The sequence below is a fragment of the Acinetobacter sp. WCHA45 genome (assembly GCF_002165255.2).
Classification (GTDB): domain Bacteria; phylum Pseudomonadota; class Gammaproteobacteria; order Pseudomonadales; family Moraxellaceae; genus Acinetobacter.
The window spans coordinates 2,823,330-2,844,578 of record NZ_CP028561.1 but is presented as its reverse complement, the minus strand read 5'-3'; the positions used below and the strand labels follow the sequence as shown (position 1 = coordinate 2,844,578).

The following is a 21,249-nucleotide window of genomic DNA, read 5'->3' as shown; positions in this document are numbered from 1 at the left end:
AGAACGTGTCAGCATTACCTCAAAAAATTCAAACGATTTTAGATAAAGGACAAGGTCCTGCTGCACGAGCGCTAGATAAGCTGCCTAAGATTGTACAAGAATCATTGGCGAAAGTTTTAGGCTACCCATATCAATATCCAGATTTGGATGCTTTTACAAAATGCTTAATGGCAGTTCAAATTAAACAAGGGCGTGTTGGTTTTATTGGAGATGATCCGATCGAATCTCGCCGTCAATTTGATACACAAATGTTAGCGATTTTAAATAAATCGACTTCTATAGAATCGGTAGAAGATATACGTCTGCCTTTACAGAGTGGCACTGTTTTCGCAAGACATTATCATCCTGCACCTAATAAAAAATTACCGATGATCGTGTTCTATCACGGTGGTGGTTTCGTCGTTGGTGGTTTAGATACGCATGATGAAGCCTGTCGACTCATTGCGAAGTACGCAAAAGTACAAGTTCTGAGTATCGATTATCCGCTTGCACCAGAAGCATCTCCGCAGTTACTCATTAAATCTTGTGATGATGCATTAGCATGGGTATATCAAAATCGTCGTCAGCTAAAAATTTATAAAAATCGTATCGCTGTTGCTGGAGATAGTGCAGGAGGAAATATTAGTACTGTAGTTGCACAGCATGCGGTTGGTAAATCGTATGCACCACAAGCTCAGTTGTTGTTTTATCCTGTTGTAGATTTTAAAAGTAAACATCCTTCTTTTTATGCCTATGGCCAGGGTCTGGTGTTAACCAGTAAAGATGTAGATTACGTCACTAAATATTATTCAGCACAGCATCAAGTTGCGTTAGATGATCCATTAATATCACCTACGTATGGAAGTCTTAAAAAACTAGCTCCAGCATTTGTGGTAACAGCAGGGCATGATTTATTACATGATGAAGGTGAGATTTATAGCCATAAACTAAGACACAGTGGTGTTAAAGTGCATTATGTAGATTATCCAGATCAAACGCATGGATTTATTAATCTCACACCGATTTCGAGTAAAGCTAAACGCAATACAATCGAAATTGCTAAAAACTTCAGAAAGTTTTGGGATAAACACAATTAAATTAATCAGCCTATGTTTCACGTGGAACATAGGTTTTTTTATTAGTAAATAACAAATAGAAATAGCAAAAATAAATCTGTAAAACTAATATTGAGAAGTACAACAAATCACTCGTTAAAATCAGAGAAAAGCAATCATGAAAAAGTTGTTGATGACAACCAGTCTACTATTAGTAAGCAGCCATTTATTTGCCAACACAATGGTTGATATGAAAACCAGTATAGGAAATATTGAAATTGAACTTTTTAACGATAAAGCACCTGTATCAGCAAAAAATTTTGAAAGCTATGTAAAAAGTAACTTTTATGCTGGAACTATTTTTCATCGAGTCATCCCAGGATTTATGATTCAAGGCGGGGGGATGGATGCCAATATGATTGAGAAGGTAACTAAAGCACCTATTAGTAATGAAGCAAGCAATGGCTTGAAAAATACGCGCGGTACATTGGCAATGGCTCGTACTAGTGATCCTAACTCTGCTACGAGTCAATTTTTTATTAACGTTGCTGACAACACTTTCCTAAATCGTTCACAAATGGATGCTGGTTATGCTGTATTTGGTAAGGTAACGAAAGGAATGAATATTGTTGATAAAATTGTTAGTGTTCCTACAGGTAACTATGGAATGCATCAAGATGTCCCTAAACAGCCGATTAAAATCATTAGTGTTCAGATAAAGAACAAGAAGTAAAAATTAAAGCAGAAATATTTTTAAATATTTCTGCTTTAATTCAATTTGATCATCAAAATTAGGTGGAATTACATCCGTATTTTCAATTAAGTCATTAAATTACAGTTATTTATGTTGATTAAATTCACTTTTAAGAAAATTAATAAATTTTAAATTATATAAATCAGTAAATTAGGTAAGTTAAAGTTTAAAAAAAAAACAACCGAATTTTAAATTTTCTAAAAGTGCTTGCGTGTGTTTTGAAATGGTGTAGAATGCACATCCATCGGCGGTGATGCAGATAAAAACTTGTTGAGAAACAAGGATTTGGCTAAAGTAGTTAGGTTCTTGGGTTGATTGGTGAGTTTTAAAAATATCGAAATTACCTGTTGACTTTAATTTAGATTAGAGTAACATAGCCGACCTAGCTTGATGATGACGAATCATCGAGAAGATCATTAAGAGAATAGAAGAACAACTTGTGTGGATTTTTACTGGTTGATCAATCGAAAATATTTCATTGATTGAATGGTAGAAATTTCTCGAAGTTTATTTGAGCGAATTTTTAGTCAGAAAATTGATGAGCCAGATTTAGTACTTTTAGTAAAGTACAAATGATTTTAAACTGAAGAGTTTGATCATGGCTCAGATTGAACGCTGGCGGCAGGCTTAACACATGCAAGTCGAGCGGGGTGATGTGCTTCGGTACTGATCCTAGCGGCGGACGGGTGAGTAATGCTTAGGAATCTGCCATTTAGTGGGGGACAACATTCCGAAAGGAATGCTAATACCGCATACGTCCTACGGGAGAAAGCAGGGGATCTTCGGACCTTGCGCTAAATGATGAGCCTAAGTCGGATTAGCTAGTTGGTGGGGTAAAGGCCTACCAAGGCGACGATCTGTAGCGGGTCTGAGAGGATGATCCGCCACACTGGGACTGAGACACGGCCCAGACTCCTACGGGAGGCAGCAGTGGGGAATATTGGACAATGGGCGGAAGCCTGATCCAGCCATGCCGCGTGTGTGAAGAAGGCCTTTTGGTTGTAAAGCACTTTAAGCGAGGAGGAGGCTACCTGGATTAATACTCTGGGATAGTGGACGTTACTCGCAGAATAAGCACCGGCTAACTCTGTGCCAGCAGCCGCGGTAATACAGAGGGTGCGAGCGTTAATCGGATTTACTGGGCGTAAAGCGTGCGTAGGCGGCTGATTAAGTCGGATGTGAAATCCCTGAGCTTAACTTAGGAATTGCATTCGATACTGGTCAGCTAGAGTATGGGAGAGGATGGTAGAATTCCAGGTGTAGCGGTGAAATGCGTAGAGATCTGGAGGAATACCGATGGCGAAGGCAGCCATCTGGCCTAATACTGACGCTGAGGTACGAAAGCATGGGGAGCAAACAGGATTAGATACCCTGGTAGTCCATGCCGTAAACGATGTCTACTAGCCGTTGGGGCCTTTGAGGCTTTAGTGGCGCAGCTAACGCGATAAGTAGACCGCCTGGGGAGTACGGTCGCAAGACTAAAACTCAAATGAATTGACGGGGGCCCGCACAAGCGGTGGAGCATGTGGTTTAATTCGATGCAACGCGAAGAACCTTACCTGGCCTTGACATACTAGAAACTTTCCAGAGATGGATTGGTGCCTTCGGGAATCTAGATACAGGTGCTGCATGGCTGTCGTCAGCTCGTGTCGTGAGATGTTGGGTTAAGTCCCGCAACGAGCGCAACCCTTTTCCTTACTTGCCAGCATTTCGGATGGGAACTTTAAGGATACTGCCAGTGACAAACTGGAGGAAGGCGGGGACGACGTCAAGTCATCATGGCCCTTACGGCCAGGGCTACACACGTGCTACAATGGTCGGTACAAAGGGTTGCTACCTAGCGATAGGATGCTAATCTCAAAAAGCCGATCGTAGTCCGGATTGGAGTCTGCAACTCGACTCCATGAAGTCGGAATCGCTAGTAATCGCGGATCAGAATGCCGCGGTGAATACGTTCCCGGGCCTTGTACACACCGCCCGTCACACCATGGGAGTTTGTTGCACCAGAAGTAGGTAGTCTAACCGCAAGGAGGACGCTTACCACGGTGTGGCCGATGACTGGGGTGAAGTCGTAACAAGGTAGCCGTAGGGGAACCTGCGGCTGGATCACCTCCTTAACGAAAGATTGACGATCGGTAAGAATCCACAACAAGTTGTTCTTCGAAGATGTATCTGAGGGTCTGTAGCTCAGTTGGTTAGAGCACACGCTTGATAAGCGTGGGGTCACAAGTTCAAGTCTTGTCAGACCCACCAAATCTGAAAGATATGTCGTTCATTAAATGATAAGCTGGGGACTTAGCTTAGTTGGTAGAGCGCCTGCTTTGCACGCAGGAGGTCAGGAGTTCGACTCTCCTAGTCTCCACCACGAATTAAATGAAACATTTAATTCAAAGCTAGAGTAAATTATAGAAATTAATAAATATCTAAATAAATCAAAAGAGATCTTGATTTGAGTTTATTAACTTCTGTGATTTATCACAGTTTACTACTCGCTGACGAGGCGGTAGTTAATCATTAACAGATTAGAATTTGAGTCTGAAATAAATTGTTCACTCATTCTTTGATTTAAACAATTCATTGTTTAAGTTGAATGAAATGAGAACTAGCAAAAACACTGAATCAAGCGTTTTGGTATATGAATTTAGATTGAAGCTGTATGGTGATTAAATTCACAGACAACGAATAGTAGCAATTAAGTTTGCAACGCTAACACTCACTTGTAAGTGTTAACGACTGTTTGGGGTTGTATAGTCAAGTAATTAAGTGCATGTGGTGGATGCCTTGGCAGTCAGAGGCGAAGAAAGACGTGATAGCCTGCGAAAAGCTCCGGGGAGGCGGCAAATATCCTTTGATCCGGAGATTTCTGAATGGGGGAACCCACCCGCTATAAGGCGGGTATCATAAGCTGAATACATAGGCTTATGAAGCGAACGAGGGGAAGTGAAACATCTCAGTACCCTTAGGAAAAGAAATCAATTGAGATTCCCTTAGTAGCGGCGAGCGAACGGGGATCAGCCCATTAAGTTGTGTGTGTTCTAGTGGAACGCTCTGGGAAGTGCGAACGTAGAGGGTGATATTCCCGTACACGAAAGGGCACACACAATGATGACGAGTAGGGCGAGGCACGTGAAACCTTGTCTGAATATGGGGGGACCATCCTCCAAGGCTAAATACTCCTGACTGACCGATAGTGAACCAGTACCGTGAGGGAAAGGCGAAAAGAACCCCTGTGAGGGGAGTGAAATAGATCCTGAAACCGCATGCATACAAGCAGTGGGAGCCGACTTGTTCGGTGACTGCGTACCTTTTGTATAATGGGTCAGCGACTTACATTCAGTAGCAAGGTTAACCGTATAGGGGAGCCGTAGAGAAATCGAGTCTTAATAGGGCGTTTAGTTGCTGGGTGTAGACCCGAAACCAGGCGATCTATCCATGAGCAGGTTGAAGGTTGGGTAACACTAACTGGAGGACCGAACCCACTGTCGTTGAAAAGCCAGGGGATGACTTGTGGATAGGGGTGAAAGGCTAATCAAGCCTGGTGATAGCTGGTTCTCCCCGAAAGCTATTTAGGTAGCGCCTCGGACGAATACCATTGGGGGTAGAGCACTGTTTCGGCTAGGGGGTCATCCCGACTTACCAAACCGATGCAAACTCCGAATACCAATGAGTACTATCCGGGAGACAGACTGCGGGTGCTAACGTCCGTAGTCAAGAGGAAAACAATCCAGACCGCCAGCTAAGGCCCCAAAATCATAGTTAAGTGGGAAACGATGTGGGAAGGCATAGACAGCTAGGAGGTTGGCTTAGAAGCAGCCACCCTTTAAAGAAAGCGTAATAGCTCACTAGTCGAGTCGGCCTGCGCGGAAGATGTAACGGGGCTAAAACTATGTGCCGAAGCTGCGGATTTGACATTAGTCAAGTGGTAGGGGAGCGTTCTGTAAGCCGATGAAGGTGTATTGAGAAGTATGCTGGAGGTATCAGAAGTGCGAATGCTGACGTGAGTAACGACAAAACGGGTGAAAAACCCGTTCGCTGAAAGACCAAGGGTTCCAGTCCAACGTTAATCGGGGCTGGGTGAGTCGACCCCTAAGGCGAGGCCGAAAGGCGTAGTCGATGGGAAATTGGTTAATATTCCAATACTTCTGTGTAATGCGATGAGAGGACGGAGAAGGTTAAGTCAGCCTGGCGTTGGTTGTCCAGGTGGAAGGTTGTAGGCATGTATCTTAGGCAAATCCGGGGTACTCTATGCTGAGAACTGATAGCAAGCTGTACTTGTACAGTGAAGTGGCTGATACCATGCTTCCAGGAAAAGTCTCTAAGCTTCAGTTACACAGGAATCGTACCCGAAACCGACACAGGTGGTCAGGTCGAGTAGACCAAAGCGCTTGAGAGAACTCTGCTGAAGGAACTAGGCAAAATGGTACCGTAACTTCGGGAGAAGGTACGCTGCTGACGGTGATGGGACTTGCTCCCTGAGCTATTGGCAGCCACAGAAACCAGGCCGCTGCAACTGTTTATTAAAAACATAGCACTCTGCAAACACGAAAGTGGACGTATAGGGTGTGATGCCTGCCCGGTGCTGGAAGGTTAATTGATGGGGTTAGCGTAAGCGAAGCTCTTGATCGAAGCCCCAGTAAACGGCGGCCGTAACTATAACGGTCCTAAGGTAGCGAAATTCCTTGTCGGGTAAGTTCCGACCTGCACGAATGGCATAATGATGGCGGCGCTGTCTCCAGCAGAGGCTCAGTGAAATCGAAATCGCTGTGAAGATGCAGTGTACCCGCGGCTAGACGGAAAGACCCCGTGAACCTTTACTGCAGCTTGACATTGAACTTTGACCTTACTTGTGTAGGATAGGTGGGAGGCTTTGAAGTTGGAACGCTAGTTCCAATGGAGCCGTCCTTGAAATACCACCCTGGTAATGTTGAGGTTCTAACTCTGCCCCGTAATCCGGGGCGAGGACCATGTCTGGTGGGTAGTTTGACTGGGGCGGTCTCCTCCTAAAGAGTAACGGAGGAGTACGAAGGTGCGCTCAGCGTGGTCGGAAATCACGCGTAGAGTATAAAGGCAAAAGCGCGCTTAACTGCGAGACCCACAAGTCGAGCAGGTACGAAAGTAGGTCTTAGTGATCCGGTGGTTCTGTATGGAAAGGCCATCGCTCAACGGATAAAAGGTACTCTGGGGATAACAGGCTGATACCGCCCAAGAGTTCATATCGACGGCGGTGTTTGGCACCTCGATGTCGGCTCATCTCATCCTGGGGCTGAAGCAGGTCCCAAGGGTATGGCTGTTCGCCATTTAAAGAGGTACGCGAGCTGGGTTTAGAACGTCGTGAGACAGTTCGGTCCCTATCTACCGTGGGCGCTGGAAATTTGAGAGGATCTGCTCCTAGTACGAGAGGACCAGAGTGGACGAACCTCTGGTGTACCGGTTGTGACGCCAGTCGCATCGCCGGGTAGCTATGTTCGGAAGGGATAACCGCTGAAAGCATCTAAGCGGGAAGCCTACCTCAAGATAAGATTTCCCTAGGAATTTATTCCTCTAAAGAGCCGTTCGAGACTAGGACGTTGATAGGTTGGGTGTGGAAGCACGGTGACGTGTGAAGCTGACCAATACTAATTGCTCGTGAGGCTTGACTATACAACACCCAAACAGTTGTTGTATTCAAGATAAATTCAATACATAACTTGATTTAGTGTGAAAACTAGTTAAAATGCTGAACACAAAGTTAGACTCAATATCTAATCCGTTAATAACTCTTTGGTTCGTAAGTAAGGCAGACATGAAGTGAAAACACAACATGATCAATAAGACCCCAAAACACCACAACAGTTTGCTGGCGACAATAGCAAGAGTGAACCACCTGATCCCTTCCCGAACTCAGAAGTGAAACCTCTTAGCGCTGATGGTAGTGTGGCATTTGCCATGTGAGAGTAAGTCATCGCCAGCTTTTAAATACTAACACCCCCTCCGCTAGCGCAGAGGGGGTGTTTTTTATTGTGCGGAGGGAAATGGAAATATAAGGAAAACCTATCCTATATTCGCCTATTCATTTCGATAAGTTATATATTTGTGGCGTATCACTATTTGAGTTGATATTTTTTATTAAAAAATGGTTTATAGTTCAAATAAATCAATTATTTTTTATTCAATTTATAATCAAACAGGTATCTTATGTAGCAAGTTTTCGCATCTTGTGTGTTATCTCTACCGCATAAGAGTAGTTATATTTTTTCGAGATAATTATGCATCAGATTGAAAAATCAATAATCCTTGACGAAGAAAGCCCATTATTTACGGCAAAAGTTGCTAATGAAAACCTTGAAGTAGCTGTAGATGATGATCTTAGTGTATATATTCTAGTTTGTAGCAAATCACTTAGTGCCATACAGTCTTCGATAGATAAAGCTAGGCTTTCTCTGACATTGTTAGATATCGGATACTTGGATTCAATTGCTGCTGAGGACTACTCAAAAAGTGCCTATATAGAAATGCTAATTGAAAATAGCATCATAAGAGTTCAATCAATATATGATCGAGCGCTTATCTTTACTAATAGGATTCTTGATCTAGGGATCAGCAATGAAACGATAAACCATAATCTATTAGTAACGAACGAGAATGTTAAAAAATTTAGCTTAGAAGGTAAGCTGAAAGCAATTAATAAGGTGTGTAATGATTATAGGCTTATTAGAAACACTGTAATACATCATGATCGTTACACAGAAGAGCAGCTTAATCAACTTACATTGATTATTAGTGCAGACCAACTATCTAAAGAAGCTGGTAAAGGTCAATTCATGGATCCAGACGAGCTTAATGCTATTACTCAAGCTTACCTAGGCATAAAAAAGGAAGAGCTTGGAAAGTATTTAGACGGAATAGAGCAAAAATTGTTTGACCTATACGATGCTATTTTACCTGTATATAATCATCATAAAGATAAGTTACGTGCCAAATAAAAAAATAACAATCGCGTCAATCAGGACGCTCGTAAGCTCGCGCCTATTACGCGGGCGATATGTGTAGAGAGATCTCCTTATTGAACAGGAATAAATTCTTTTCCAAGCTATTTCGGTGGCAGAAAGGTCGACAGAATACTGGTTACGACAAGATGCTTGTTGGTGGTGGGCTATGGCCATATCCATTCGATGTCTACATACTAAGATTTCGCGAGGGCCAAGAAATACCTCCTCACGTAGACAAGGTAGATCGGGGCGAACATTATCGGCTTAATATAGTTCTGAAGGCGGCGGAATGCGGAGGCGAGTTCATTGGTAGATCACCAATATTTGAAAATAGGCGCATCAAATATTTTAGATCTGACATTTCGGAGCACGCAGTAAGTAGGGTTTTAAAAGGTAGTCGGTACGTTCTAAGTATTGGTTGGGTGAAAGACACATAACTTAGCGTTACATCTTTGTGTACAATTTGGTATCGATGCTCCGCAAAGATTTCTGGATTAGCAGCGACAGTCTTTTGGATATTTTTCTGCCCAAAATACAAGAAGCCCCATCATCCTGACGGGGCTTCTTCATATTCAGTTTATGTCGTTGATATCCTATTAACGACCACGTCCTATGTGTTTTATTATTCTCGATGAGACTTCCTGTCTCTCTATGATTGATAGATTAAAGCTAAAGTTGATGGCAGTATATTGGTTAAAGACGCTGATTATTGTAGGTTTAAGCTGACATCTATCTCACATGATATTTTTGTAGCTTTTCAATGATAGCTTTGAGTGTCTTAATTTCAAATTCATTTGCCTCAAAAGTTTCTGTTTGGTTTCGTTTAAAAATATCTCGGATTTCAAGAACCGCATTAGAATCAACCAGCCCAAGTTGTGTGCCTACCTGACGGATTTGATCAATTGAACGTGAACCATTGGTTGAACCATAGCCGATAAAAGCTGCTGGTTTGCCTTGCCATTCTTTACCGACATAATCTAAGGCATTCTTGAGTGCTGGACTATAGCCATGGTTATATTCAGGGCTAATAAATATGAATCCTTGTGCTTGTGCAATTTTATCTGCCCAAGCTTGCTGTTTAGGTTGGTCATAGATACCTGTTGCAGGTGGGTGAGCACCTGCAAATAACGGTAAATCCCACTCTTTAAGATCGACGATTTCTGTTTGAAGATTATTTAATGTGAGCTCAGAGATTGCTTGTTGTACCCAGTTTGCAACTTTAATTGCAGTTCGACTTTCACGAACACTGCCGACAATAATATAAATGAGCATATTTAAAATCCTATGTGTTATTGCTTTGATTTAAAAATGAATGTTTCTATGATCTTATACAATTCTTTAGCGTTAAAAAAAGCTCTCATTTGAGAGCTTTTGTGTTACATCAATTTGATGCCTTGCTGACCTGCTGGGGTCACTTTAAAGATTTCAACTTCAAAGGTAATATTTTTACCAGCAAGAGGATGGTTAAAATCAATTTCTGTAGTGTCGTCATTGACTGATTTTACGATGCCAAACAAGGTTGCTTTAGCTTTATCTTCAAATTCAATCATATGCCCGATGATAGGACGTTGTTCAAACTTCACGGTATCAAAAGTTTGAATATTTTCAGGATTCCATGGACCAAAAGCATCTTCTGGCGGTAAATGTACAGTACGACGATCGCCTGCACGTAAACCAAATAATGCTTTTTCAAATCCTGGGAGTAGGTTGCCATCCCCAATTACGAGGCTGACGGGTTCTTCACGACCACGGGTATTATCAATTTCAACACCATTTTCGATCGATACTGAAAAATGTAAATCAACTTTTGAACCATCTTCAATCCGAATTTCTTCGTTTGGTTGGATAATTTCAGACATTTTTTGTTTCCGCATTTTGGATACGTTTCTTTTCAAGGAAGAAAGTATCAATAAGTAGCAGGATTGTTCCTAAGGTAATCGCACTATCTGCAATATTAAAAGCAGGGAAGTGACTGTCTTGATAATAGACATGAATAAAGTCAACGACATAACCCAATGAGACGCGGTCTATAAGGTTGCCTATAGCACCACCGAGAATTAATGCAATTGCCATCGGAAGGATGATCATTTTTTTTGGCATTTTCATTAACCAAAAAATAAAGATAATCGAGACAAAGCCTGCTAAAGAAGTAAAAAAGTAACGTTGCCAACCACCCGCATCAGATAAAAAGCTGAAGGCTGCACCATAGTTATGCAGTAATGTCCAATTCAGGAAAGGTAATACAGGAACAGGATCGGCATAGTTTAAGTGTGTACTTGCAATCCATTTTGTCCATTGATCTAACACAATGGCAAGGACTGAAAGTCCAAGCCACATGAGATTATGAGGATAAAACTGGAACAAGCCTTTTTTTGCTTGTGTATTAGGCATACTTTCTCACTTCGCCACTACCAGTGACATTGACGATACAACGAGCGCATAAACCAGCATGACCAACGTGGGTATTCACGTCTGGCAATACATGCCAGCAACGTACACATTTTTCACCATCAGCCGCAGAAACTTTGACACGTAATCCTGTTAAGTCAGTGCTTTCACCTTGTTCAGCATACGGGTAAACGATGACTTGAGACGTGATCAAGACGAAACGTAATTCATCAGCCAACTGATTTAATAATGTTTGTAATGCTTCATCTGCCCAAAGTTCAACTTTTGCAGATAAGTTACTACCAACAAGTTTAGCGTTACGTGCTGCTTCAATCTGTTTATTTACTGCTGATTTTACGCTAATCAATGTTTGCCAATCTGCTTCTGAAAGCAAGTTTGCTGTTGATGCCGTTGGGATGTCATACCATTCAGCAGTAAATACATATTTCTCAGTTTGCTCTGGGATCAATGGCCAAGCTTCTTGAGCAGTAAAGCTCAGGATTGGTGACATCCAGCGCACAAAAGCTTGTACTAAATGATACAGCGCAGTTTGTGCTGAACGGCGAGCTTGTGAATCTGCTTTGGTGGTGTACTGACGATCTTTGATGATGTCGAGATAGAAACCACCTAAGTCATTGATACAGAAATTGGTCAATGCGTTAGTTACAATGTGGAAGTTCATCTCTTCATAGGCTTGCTGAATGGTTTTTTGTACTTCAGCAGCACGTTGCAAGATGTATTGGTCTAATGCGATCAATTCGTTTACAGGTAAAGCATCTGTTGATGGCTTGAAACCATTTAAGTTTGCCAACAAGAAACGTAACGTGTTACGGATACGACGATAACCATCAGACGCACGGCTAAAGATTTCTTTACCTGCGGTCATTTCATATCGATAGTCAGCCGAAGCAATCCAGAAACGTAAACCATCTGCACCCATATCTTTGATGATGTCTTGTGGGGTGATGATGTTGCCTAATGACTTAGACATTTTACGACCTTTCTCATCCACGACGAAACCGTGAGTGAGTAGACCTTTATACGGTGCAAGTTCATTAATCGCAATTGAAGTTAACAATGACGATTGGAACCAGCCACGATGTTGGTCTGAACCTTCAAGATACAAATCTGCAGGGTCTTGTAACTCTTCACGTTCACGCAACACTGCATAATGTGTAGTACCTGAGTCAAACCAAACGTCAAGTGTATCGCGTACGGCATTGTACTGTTCAGCATCTGCGCCAATGAAGTCGCTAGCATCGCGGTTATACCAACCATCAATACCTTCTTGTTCGATCAGTTTAGCGACTTCTTCAATGAGTTCAGGTGTACGAGGGTGTAATGCATTAGTATCTTTGTGTACAAAGAATGGGATTGGTACGCCCCAAGTACGTTGACGTGAGATACACCAGTCAGGACGACCTTCGATCATCGATTGAATACGATTTTTACCCCAATCTGGAACAAATTCGATGTCATTCTCAATCGCATTTAAAGCAGTTTGACGCAAACCTTTGGCATCCATGCTGATAAACCATTGTGGTGTTGCACGGAAGATAATCGGTGTTTTATGACGCCAGCAATGTGGATAGCTATGTTTAATCGGCTGATGTGCCCATAAACGACCGACAGCACCCAAAGCTTCGATAATTTTTGGATTGGCTTTGTAGATGTGCTCACCCGCAAAAATCGGTGCAGTTGGTAAATATACGCCATTACCACCAACTGGATTATCGACTTTTAGATTGTATTGCAGACCGACTTTATAGTCGTCCACACCGTGTCCAGGAGCAGTGTGTACGGCACCTGTACCGCTAGTCGCAATTACGTGCTCACCTAAGATCACAGGCACTTGGCGATCAGTAATCAGAGGATGTTGTAATAAGACATTCTCGATTGCTGAACCTTTAAAATCAGCCAGTACCACTGGATTTTCAAGCTTATAGCGCTCAATTGCAGATTCAACCAGATCTTTGGCAAGAATAAAGTTTTGCTTGCCATGCTCAGTTGTCACTTGAACCAATTGATAGTCAATTTCAGCATGGAGTGCAACGGCTTGGTTGGCAGGTAAAGTCCAAGGTGTGGTTGTCCAGATCACAATATCAGTCACATCTTGGACATCAACACCAAGACGGCTGCTTAAATCTTTAAGGTCAACAACGCTGAAACCAACGTCAATTGCATCAGACTTTTTATCTTCATATTCAACTTCTGCTTCTGCGAGCGCAGAACCACAATCCAAGCACCAGTTCACAGGTTTTAAGCCGGGTTCGATATGACCTGCTTTGGCAATTGCGCCAAGCGAACGAACAATGTCTGCTTCTTGCTTAAAGTTCATGGTGAGGTAAGGATTATCCCAATCACCAAACACGCCCATGCGCACGAAGTCTTTTTTCTGTAATTCGACTTGGGTGTAGGCATATTCACGACACGCTTTACGGAAAGTTGAAGCATCGACTTTAACGCCTACTTTGCCGACTTTTTCTTCGACTTTCAGTTCGATTGGCAGACCGTGACAGTCCCAACCTGGTACGTATGGCGCATCGAAGCCATCCATCACGCGGCTTTTGATGATGATGTCTTTTAAAACTTTATTGACTGCATGGCCCAAATGGATTTGACCATTGGCATATGGAGGGCCGTCATGAAGAACATATTTTTTCTTGCCAATACGCGATGCACGAATCTGCTGATAAATGTTGTCGGCATACCACTCTTCTAACCATTTGGCTTCACGCACAGCCAAATTTGCTTTCATGGCAAATTCAGTATCTGGCAAATTGAGTGTGGCTTTATAATCCACTGCATTTTCAGGAGTTTGCTTATCGCTCATGCAAGTTTTCTTCCAGTTTTATCAGTCTAAACTGACATGTATTACAAATGAAATTTAAATTTAAAAAGGAAATTCTGGTGTGCGTTCACGATAGTCTCGTAATTTTTGCACGTCATCATCAATTCCAGCTTTGAGTGCTTCAAGCGAAGGGTAATTCAGTTCACCATGTAGATAGTGAAGAAAAGTCACCCGCATCAATAAGCCATACAGATTAGCAGAAACATCAGGAAAATGTACTTCTAATCGCCACTCTGGATGTTCTTGTTTGATGGCTGGGCGTGTCCCGACATGACCTGCACCAAACAAACTATCAGCTTGATAGCCTGTAATTCCGTTCAAAGCAGGATCAGTGTGCTTTGTTTTTGCTGTGAGTGAGGCATTTTCACAGACGACATCCACCGCATAAATGCCGTTTAAACAAGGTTTATGACGGTTTAAACGAACATTGATGGTTGGAAAATCAAGGGTGCGTCCAATCTGGTCGCCATATTGCACCCGTCCCGTAATGCTGTAGGGACGGCCCAGCAGCTTTGCCGCCAAAGCAAGGTCGCCCTGCTGTAGAACCTGACGGATACGGGTTGAACTGACTCGTTCTCCATTCAGTGCCACCGTATTTAAATTGGTGACATCAAAGCCATAATCGCGTAAAAATTCGCTGTTGCCTTGGCGGTCTTTGCCAAAATGAAAATCATCACCCAGCACTAAGCTTTGTGCATTGAGTTTTAATTGGAGTAAATCTGCAAATTCAGTAGCATTTAAGCTTCTGAAATATTGATCAAACTTCGCAACTGCAATGTAGTCCACACCAAGTTCAGTTAAATATTCTACTTTTTCTCTGAGGGAGCTGATGCGTGGCGGTGCATCATAAGCTTTAAAAAATTCAAGCGGTTGCGGCTCAAAAATCATCACCAGTGTTTTTAAGCCTTGCGCTTCAGCCAACGTTTTGAGTTGGGCAATCATCGCTTGATGGCCAAGATGGACACCATCAAAATTGCCGATCGTGACCGCAGTCGGCGGTAACTGAAAATCTGGCGATAATGCGTTGAGACGAAGCAACTTCATGGGCGTTGAATACAGTGAATTTTGCAAAGGCTATATATTGCCATATTCTCGGCGTTTCGTCTTGCTGTTGTGTTTTTCATCAGCAAAAAATTCGCAGAAAGGGTTGTCAGGGCAATTGCTGACCCTACTTCATTCTGTGGGATAATCCGCTACACTACGCATTTTAAATTGTTGGGTGATCATGATGCAGTCTGAGATTGCTTTAATTATGGCATTGCCGAATGAATCAAAGGGTCTGTTTGAGCAGGCAGGCATTCAGGTTCACTATAGTGGCATTGGCAAAATTAATGCAGCATTTAAAGCCTTTGAAGTGATTCAGAAAACTGGCTGCAAAACGCTGATCAATTTAGGTAGTGCAGGCAGTTCACACTTCGATGCACATAGTCTAGTTGAGGTCATCACTTTCGTGCAGCGTGATATGGATGTGTCTCCACTGGGTTTTGCTGTGGGTGTGACCCCAATGGATGAGGACATTCCTGCCGAAATCCATGTTCAGCCGCATTTTGAATATTTACCTAAAGGGATCTGTGGTACAGGTGACTCCTTTGAAACAGGACAGCCAAAAGTATCCTGTAATCTGGTGGACATGGAAGCCTATGCCCTCGCCAAAGTGTGCCAGAAGCTTGGGGTGCGTTTGATTTCAGTCAAATATATTACAGATGGTGCCAATGATACGGCTCATTTAGATTGGGAAGAGAATCTGCTGGTGGGGGCACAGAAATTATTGGCGCTGTATCAAGCCCATTTTTAAATGCAATGGTTGAATGCTGTGGTATGTAATTAGTGGACTTATTTGTGGTGGGTGAGTTGTTGAAACTAAAGTGTTATTTTGTGTTGAGTTCGCATAATGCCCATTATGTTAAATAGTTCTCTTTTTGGATAAATATACATGTTTTCAATACATGCTAATTAGAGATTTTGGATTCAAGCAATTCTATAAAATTTTAACTTATGTGTACCTCTACTTTTAACTTCGGTTATTTATGGGAGGATTACCCAACAGTACCCACCAAATAGCCAGTAGTAGTAGCTTTTGGTCAAAAAATACGTGCATTTTATTTTTATTTGAGTAATGTGTTAATTATTGTAAATCAAGCAGAAGAAGTGCTTCATGATTAACATTGAGCAGATGTCCATAGTTCTTGATACATTACCAGACCCTGCCTTTATCTTGTCCCGAAGTGGAAAGTACGTTGCGGTATTTGGTGGTCGTGATAAGCGCTATTATCACGATGGTTCCTGTCTCGTTGGTCTGTATATTTCAGATTTAATCAAGCCTGATAAGGCCAACTGGTTTCTTGAACAGATTGACCGGACTCTGGAGTCTGGAGAACTAATCATCGAAGAGTACGAATTGAGCAACAGTGATGTAAAAGGTCTACCCGATCATGGCCCTGAAAAACCAATTTGGTTCGAAGGACGCATCCAGGCACTGAGTTTTTCTGTGGACGACGAAGATGTGGTGCTCTGGGTCGCAAGTAATATTTCAAAGCGACACGACCTGGAAATCAGACTGAGAGAACTAGGCGATACCGATCAGCTAACTGGCCTTTTCAACCGAAGAAAACTAGAGCATGAGTTGGCGCTAGACTATGAGTCATACGTACGGTATTCAGTGCCAACTTCCATCTTGATGTTGGATCTTGATAACCTAAAAAAAATCAACGACGGCAAGGGGCATCACGTAGGCGATGAGGCGATTCGGGCAGTAGCTAACATTCTTCGCTCAACACTACGGAAGACTGATTGTGCCTGCCGCTTGGGTGGCGATGAGTTTGTTGTTGCCTTGCCCAATACTGAGCATGAGCAGGCAATTCAGTTTGCCAAGCGTATACATGACAGTTCCAAAAAAGAGTTAAGCCAGTTTTCAGTGGACAGTTCAGTTGTCACGGTTAGTATTGGGGTGACAGTTATAGTGCCGGAAGATCGTTCATACAAAGACACTATCAAACGAGCTGACCTAGCTCTATATGAAGCTAAAAATGCGGGGAAAGACAGAATTGTATCGGCCTGAGAGCGCTGTTACGAATAAGGACTTAAGTCAATGATATTCGATTCAAAAAAATCTTAGAGACCAAAAACGGTACTATTATTTCCATAATGCTAACACACGGTTTTGATTCTTTTCGGCTTTTTTGCATGAAGCTTTTAAATATAGAGTTTCTCTAAGCTAAACAAATTTAAGTGACAATTCGGGTATGTGGTCGGCCTAATTCTTTAACTTTGTTTAAAGCTGCTATATGGATATTAAAAATTAAGTTTATCTAAAATTAACATAATACGGGTTATGCGAAACACTTTAATTTTTCTTTTTATTATCAATGTTTTAAATAAATCCGTTTCAGTAAACAGCGCTCTGGAACGGTTTTTCTTGATCTTTTACGTTTCACGTATGTTTATTAATCAATTTTCTATATTTTTGATGAGCTTAATTGAATAATCGCCTTAATTATTTGGCAAGAAAAAGCGACTCACAAAGTCGCTTTTCTTATGTATTTCAATTGCTAAAATTAAAGCTTTTAACTAAAGAAAACTTAACGTGGCAACACACCATACAACATCATATGCACAGTGTGCTCAACCGTACGTTGAAACATACTACGGTTACGCAAAGTTTTACCTGTGACCATTTCCATTTGCGTCGAAAAATCAGCATAGTTTTGGGTGATTGCCCAGATATTGAGAATCAACAATTCAGGGTCAATCTCTGCCGACAATTTACCTTGTTCTTGCCAAGTTTGAATCACCTTGGTTTTACGCTTAAATAGCTTTTTCAATGGACCTTTCAGGATTGGCAGAATATGTGGCGCACCTTGAATGATTTCCAATGCAAATAAACGAGAAGCTTTAGGTTGATCTTTTGAAATTTCGATTTTTTGAATTAAATAGTGAGTGATGGCTTCAGTTGGCTCAAGCTCAGACTCTAGCGTTTGCAAGGGTGCAAGCCACTTTTGTAATACCGTGGTGAGCACTTCAACATAAAGTGACTCTTTATTTTCATAATAATAGAAAATATTGGATTTATGCATATTTGCGAGCTGGGCAATCTCATCCAGACTAGCTCCACTGAATCCATAGACGGAAAAAACATCGAGGGCAGCATTCAGCAGTTGATTGCGCTTTTGTGTACTTTTTTTCTGTTCCATCTGTGAGCTTGATTCAAAAAATGTCATTGACATTGTAAGATAAATTGTCCGATTTGTGCACAATAACACAGTTTTTTTGTCGAAAAATACGCAGTTCCAAGATGAATTGAAGCGATCTAATTGATAATACTTGAAATCTAAAAAATGAATTACATATTTTGTAAACAATTCAGTGTTAAATGCTGATGAATAAGCTCATTTTTTGATGCATATCCAGTGGAATTTATGATCATGGTGCGGTTTTAAGTTGCTAAAACCGCATCTAACACTTGTTGTTCCAACTGCGCAAATGCAATAGTTTTCTTACGTGGTCGTGGTAAATTCACTTGAAATTGATGTGCAATATGTCCTTGATCTAGCAAAATAATTCGATCTGCCAATTGTACCGCTTCACTCACATCGTGTGTGACCAAAATTGCAGTAAAACCTTGTTCTTTCCAAAGGCGTTCAATCAGGCTTTGCATTTCTAAACGTGTGAGAGCATCTAGCGCCCCTAAGGGTTCATCCAGTAATAAAATACGTGGTGCATGAGAAAGTGCTCTGGCTAATGCGGCACGTTGACGTTGACCTCCAGAGAGTTGAGTTGGCCACTGTGTGGATTTGTCTTTTAAGCCTACTTTTTCTAATAAATTTTCAGCAAGTAGGTGTTGATCTTTTGGTAAACCTAATTGCACGTTGTGTAAAATATTTTTCCACGGAAGTAAGCGTGGATCTTGAAACATAACGCGAATATCATCGTTTGTGATGCCTTCACGAAAGTTTCTTGCGGACTGAAATTTAATCTCGCCATAGCTTGGTTTTTCAAGTTGGGCGATTAAGCGCAGTAGGGTGCTTTTACCACAACCACTGCGACCTACTATGGCGACAAATTCACCTGCTTGAATATTTAAGTCTAAGTCTTTGAGCACTTTGACTTCACCATAAAACTTATACAGTTGTTCAATCAGAATATTTGCACCATTGCTATTGCTTGCAGTAGTCGATGCTTCAGATTCACCAAGGGGTTGAATCAAGGGATTTTCATAGAAATTTAAATTTAGATTACTCATATAGTTGACCTTTTTATTTTTGATAGCCTGCATGCCAACGTAATAAATATCGCTCTAGTGCTCGCGCCAATACATCCGCTAATTTTCCAAGTATGGCGTAAAGTAAAATACCGACCAAAACGATATCGGTTTGCAAGAACTCACGTGCATTCATGGTCATATAGCCGATACCTGCTTGAGCGGAAATCGTTTCGGCCACGATGAGCAATACCCAAACCAAACCTAAAGCAAAGCGCAGTCCCACTAAAATAGAAGGCATTGCGCCAGGTAGAATGATCTCTTTATACAATTGCCAGCGATTGAGTCCGTAACTTTTACCCATTTCAATCAACTGAGGGTCTACTGAGCGAATGCCATGATAGGTATTGATGTAGATTGGAAAAAATACACCTACCGCGACTAAAAAGAGTTTGGCTGTTTCATCAATACCAAACCACAAAATTACCAGCGGAATGAGTGCTAGTGCAGGGATATTGCGGATCATTTGCAATGTAGTATCAAGTAAGGTCGATGCAATGCGTGATGAACCATTAAGTAGTCCTAAAAGCAGTCCGAGACCACCACCGACCAATAAACCAAGCAGGGCACGACCTGCGCTGACTTTGACATGATGCCAAAGTTCACCACTGATCAGTAAGTGCCAAAAAGCACTCACTACAGCAGTTGGAGCAGGTAACACACGGCTTTGTAATAGACCTGAGCTTGAAGCAACTTGCCAAATCAGCAGCAATAAAATTGGAAACAACCAAGGCAGGAGACCTTTGCCTAATTTTTGTGTTCCACGTGAAACATTATTTAGAAATGGCGTTGCACTCATGCCTCCTCCTGAACCAACGCTTTTGGTGTTTTGACCTCAGGCACATAGTTATTGGCAATGATTTCACCAAAAGGACCTGTGAGATGTGGTTGTGCCAGTTTCTCACGAGTTTTGAGTGGCAAAAGTGGAAATACTAATTCAGCAAAGCGGATCGATTCTTCCAAATGTGGATAGCCAGAGAAAATAAAGGTATCAATCCCCAAGTCAGCATATTCTTGAATACGTGCAGCAACAGTTTTTGGATCGCCGACTAAAGCTGTACCTGCACCGCCACGAACTAAACCGATACCTGCCCATAAGTTTGGTGAGACTTCTAATTGATCTTTGCGTCCGCCGTGTAAAGCCGCCATGCGTTGCTGCCCGACCGAGTCCATTTGTGCAAATTTTTTCTGCGCCGCTGCAATAGTCTCATCATCTAAATATTGAATGAGTTCATCGGCGGCAGCCCAAGCTTGTTCATTGGTTTCACGAACAATCACGTGCAATCGGATACCATAATTTAGAGTACGTCCTTTGGCTGCTGCTTGGGCACGTAAATGATTAATTTTTTCTTCCACCGCAGCAGGTGGTTCACCCCAAGTTAAATAAGTATCAACCTGTTCAGCGGCAAGTTCAGTTGCTTCTGTTGATGATCCACCAAACCATAAGGGAGGATAGGGCTTTTGCACAGGTGGATAAAGTAATTTTGCTTCATCGACACTGAGTCGTTCGCCATGAAAAGTAAAAGATTCGCCTGTATGGGAACGAGTCAGAATCTCACGCCAAATTTTGACATATTCAGAGGCTGTCTGATAACGAGTGCTGTGATCTTCATATAGACCATCGCCCTTGAGTTCCTGCTCGTCACCACCTGTTACAAGATTGAGTAAAATACGACCATTGGATAGGCGATCAAAGGTAGCAGCCATGCGCGCCGCCAATGCGGGGGGCGTAATTCCGGGACGTAGTGCCACCAAAAACTTTAATTGTTTGGTTGCATCAATGAGGCTGGCTGCTGTGATCCATGGATCTTCACAAGAACGACCTGTTGGAATCAATACGCCAGCATAACCCAGGTTGTCGACAGCAACGGCGATTTGTTTCATATAAGCATGATCGACCTGACGTGCGCCCTTGCTGGTGCCTAAGTAACGGCTGTCACCATGAGTGGGGATGAACCAGAAAATATTCATGTCGATATTCCTTATGAAGAATGAGA

14 protein-coding genes, 2 tRNA genes and 3 rRNA genes are annotated in these 21,249 nt (G+C 42.1%); 10 read left to right on the top strand and 9 right to left on the bottom strand.

Annotated features, from left to right (window positions below):
• Nucleotides 1-5: 5 nt before the first annotated feature.
• From CDG55_RS15010 to CDG55_RS14975, 8 genes are all read left to right on the top strand, one after another.
• A complete protein-coding gene (locus CDG55_RS15010; RefSeq protein WP_213066145.1) occupies nucleotides 6-1,076 on the top strand; it encodes an alpha/beta hydrolase in 1,071 nt (356 codons plus the stop codon).
• 136 nt (nucleotides 1,077-1,212) lie between these two features.
• Nucleotides 1,213-1,767 carry a peptidylprolyl isomerase gene (locus tag CDG55_RS15005; protein ID WP_087537307.1) on the top strand — a complete coding sequence of 185 codons (555 nt, stop codon included), beginning with the start codon at nucleotides 1,213-1,215 and terminating at the stop codon, nucleotides 1,765-1,767.
• 601 nt (nucleotides 1,768-2,368) lie between these two features.
• Nucleotides 2,369-3,905: ribosomal RNA gene (locus CDG55_RS15000) — 16S ribosomal RNA — on the top strand.
• Between the two features lie 59 nt (nucleotides 3,906-3,964).
• A tRNA-Ile gene (locus CDG55_RS14995) sits at nucleotides 3,965-4,041 on the top strand.
• A gap of 36 nt (nucleotides 4,042-4,077) precedes the next feature.
• Nucleotides 4,078-4,153: transfer RNA gene (locus CDG55_RS14990), tRNA-Ala, on the top strand.
• A gap of 384 nt (nucleotides 4,154-4,537) precedes the next feature.
• Nucleotides 4,538-7,428, top strand: a 23S ribosomal RNA gene (locus CDG55_RS14985).
• Between the two features lie 195 nt (nucleotides 7,429-7,623).
• A 5S ribosomal RNA gene (gene rrf / locus CDG55_RS14980) occupies nucleotides 7,624-7,738 on the top strand.
• Together the 16S, 23S and 5S rRNA genes with 2 tRNA genes alongside form the textbook arrangement of a ribosomal RNA operon.
• 295 nt (nucleotides 7,739-8,033) lie before the next feature.
• Nucleotides 8,034-8,750 carry a Cthe_2314 family HEPN domain-containing protein gene (locus CDG55_RS14975; RefSeq protein WP_162620844.1) on the top strand — a complete coding sequence of 239 codons (717 nt, stop codon included), beginning with the start codon at nucleotides 8,034-8,036 and terminating at the stop codon, nucleotides 8,748-8,750.
• 735 nt (nucleotides 8,751-9,485) lie between these two features.
• On the opposite strand, the gene CDG55_RS14965 is transcribed toward CDG55_RS14975, so the two are convergent.
• The 5 genes from CDG55_RS14965 to ribF all read right to left on the bottom strand — a co-directional run bounded on the left by CDG55_RS14965 (nucleotide 9,486) and on the right by ribF (nucleotide 15,039).
• A complete protein-coding gene (locus CDG55_RS14965) occupies nucleotides 9,486-10,028 on the bottom strand; it encodes an NADPH-dependent FMN reductase (protein ID WP_087536677.1) in 543 nt (180 codons plus the stop codon).
• A 104-nt stretch (nucleotides 10,029-10,132) separates the two neighbouring features.
• A complete protein-coding gene (locus tag CDG55_RS14960; RefSeq protein ID WP_087536676.1) occupies nucleotides 10,133-10,615 on the bottom strand; it encodes an FKBP-type peptidyl-prolyl cis-trans isomerase in 483 nt (160 codons plus the stop codon).
• Complete coding sequence (gene lspA, locus CDG55_RS14955) at nucleotides 10,608-11,147, bottom strand: signal peptidase II (RefSeq protein ID WP_004907358.1); 540 nt, start codon at nucleotides 11,145-11,147, stop codon at nucleotides 10,608-10,610. Before lspA ends, CDG55_RS14960 begins: the two co-directional genes overlap by 8 nt.
• Nucleotides 11,140-13,977 carry an isoleucine--tRNA ligase gene (gene ileS, locus CDG55_RS14950; RefSeq protein ID WP_087536675.1) on the bottom strand — a complete coding sequence of 946 codons (2,838 nt, stop codon included), beginning with the start codon at nucleotides 13,975-13,977 and terminating at the stop codon, nucleotides 11,140-11,142. Before ileS ends, lspA begins: the two co-directional genes overlap by 8 nt.
• Before the next feature lie 60 nt (nucleotides 13,978-14,037).
• The gene (gene ribF, locus CDG55_RS14945; RefSeq protein ID WP_087536674.1) at nucleotides 14,038-15,039 is read right to left on the bottom strand and encodes a riboflavin biosynthesis protein RibF; all 1,002 of its coding nucleotides are present in this window, start codon (nucleotides 15,037-15,039) and stop codon (nucleotides 14,038-14,040) included.
• Nucleotides 15,040-15,223: 184 nt separating this feature from the next.
• Between ribF and CDG55_RS14940 the strand changes: the two genes are divergently transcribed.
• Both CDG55_RS14940 and CDG55_RS14935 read left to right on the top strand, forming a co-directional pair.
• Nucleotides 15,224-15,790, top strand: coding sequence for a 5'-nucleosidase (locus CDG55_RS14940; RefSeq protein ID WP_087536673.1), 567 nt, complete (start codon nucleotides 15,224-15,226; stop codon nucleotides 15,788-15,790).
• A 360-nt stretch (nucleotides 15,791-16,150) separates the two neighbouring features.
• Nucleotides 16,151-17,053, top strand: coding sequence for a GGDEF domain-containing protein (locus CDG55_RS14935; protein WP_087536672.1), 903 nt, complete (start codon nucleotides 16,151-16,153; stop codon nucleotides 17,051-17,053).
• 520 nt (nucleotides 17,054-17,573) lie between these two features.
• On the opposite strand, the gene CDG55_RS14930 is transcribed toward CDG55_RS14935, so the two are convergent.
• The 4 genes from CDG55_RS14930 to ssuD form a co-directional block, all read right to left on the bottom strand.
• Nucleotides 17,574-18,185 carry a TetR/AcrR family transcriptional regulator gene (locus CDG55_RS14930; RefSeq protein ID WP_087536684.1) on the bottom strand — a complete coding sequence of 204 codons (612 nt, stop codon included), beginning with the start codon at nucleotides 18,183-18,185 and terminating at the stop codon, nucleotides 17,574-17,576.
• A gap of 242 nt (nucleotides 18,186-18,427) precedes the next feature.
• Entirely contained in the window at nucleotides 18,428-19,234 is an 807-nt protein-coding gene (locus tag CDG55_RS14925) for an ATP-binding cassette domain-containing protein (RefSeq protein ID WP_087536683.1), read from the bottom strand.
• Between the two features lie 13 nt (nucleotides 19,235-19,247).
• Nucleotides 19,248-20,051, bottom strand: a complete 804-nt coding sequence (ssuC, locus tag CDG55_RS14920) for an aliphatic sulfonate ABC transporter permease SsuC (protein ID WP_087536671.1) — start codon at nucleotides 20,049-20,051, stop codon at nucleotides 19,248-19,250.
• A complete protein-coding gene (gene ssuD, locus CDG55_RS14915) occupies nucleotides 20,048-21,223 on the bottom strand; it encodes an FMNH2-dependent alkanesulfonate monooxygenase (protein ID WP_087536670.1) in 1,176 nt (391 codons plus the stop codon). The genes ssuC and ssuD overlap by 4 nt, the downstream gene beginning before the upstream one ends.
• Nucleotides 21,224-21,249 lie beyond the last annotated feature (26 nt).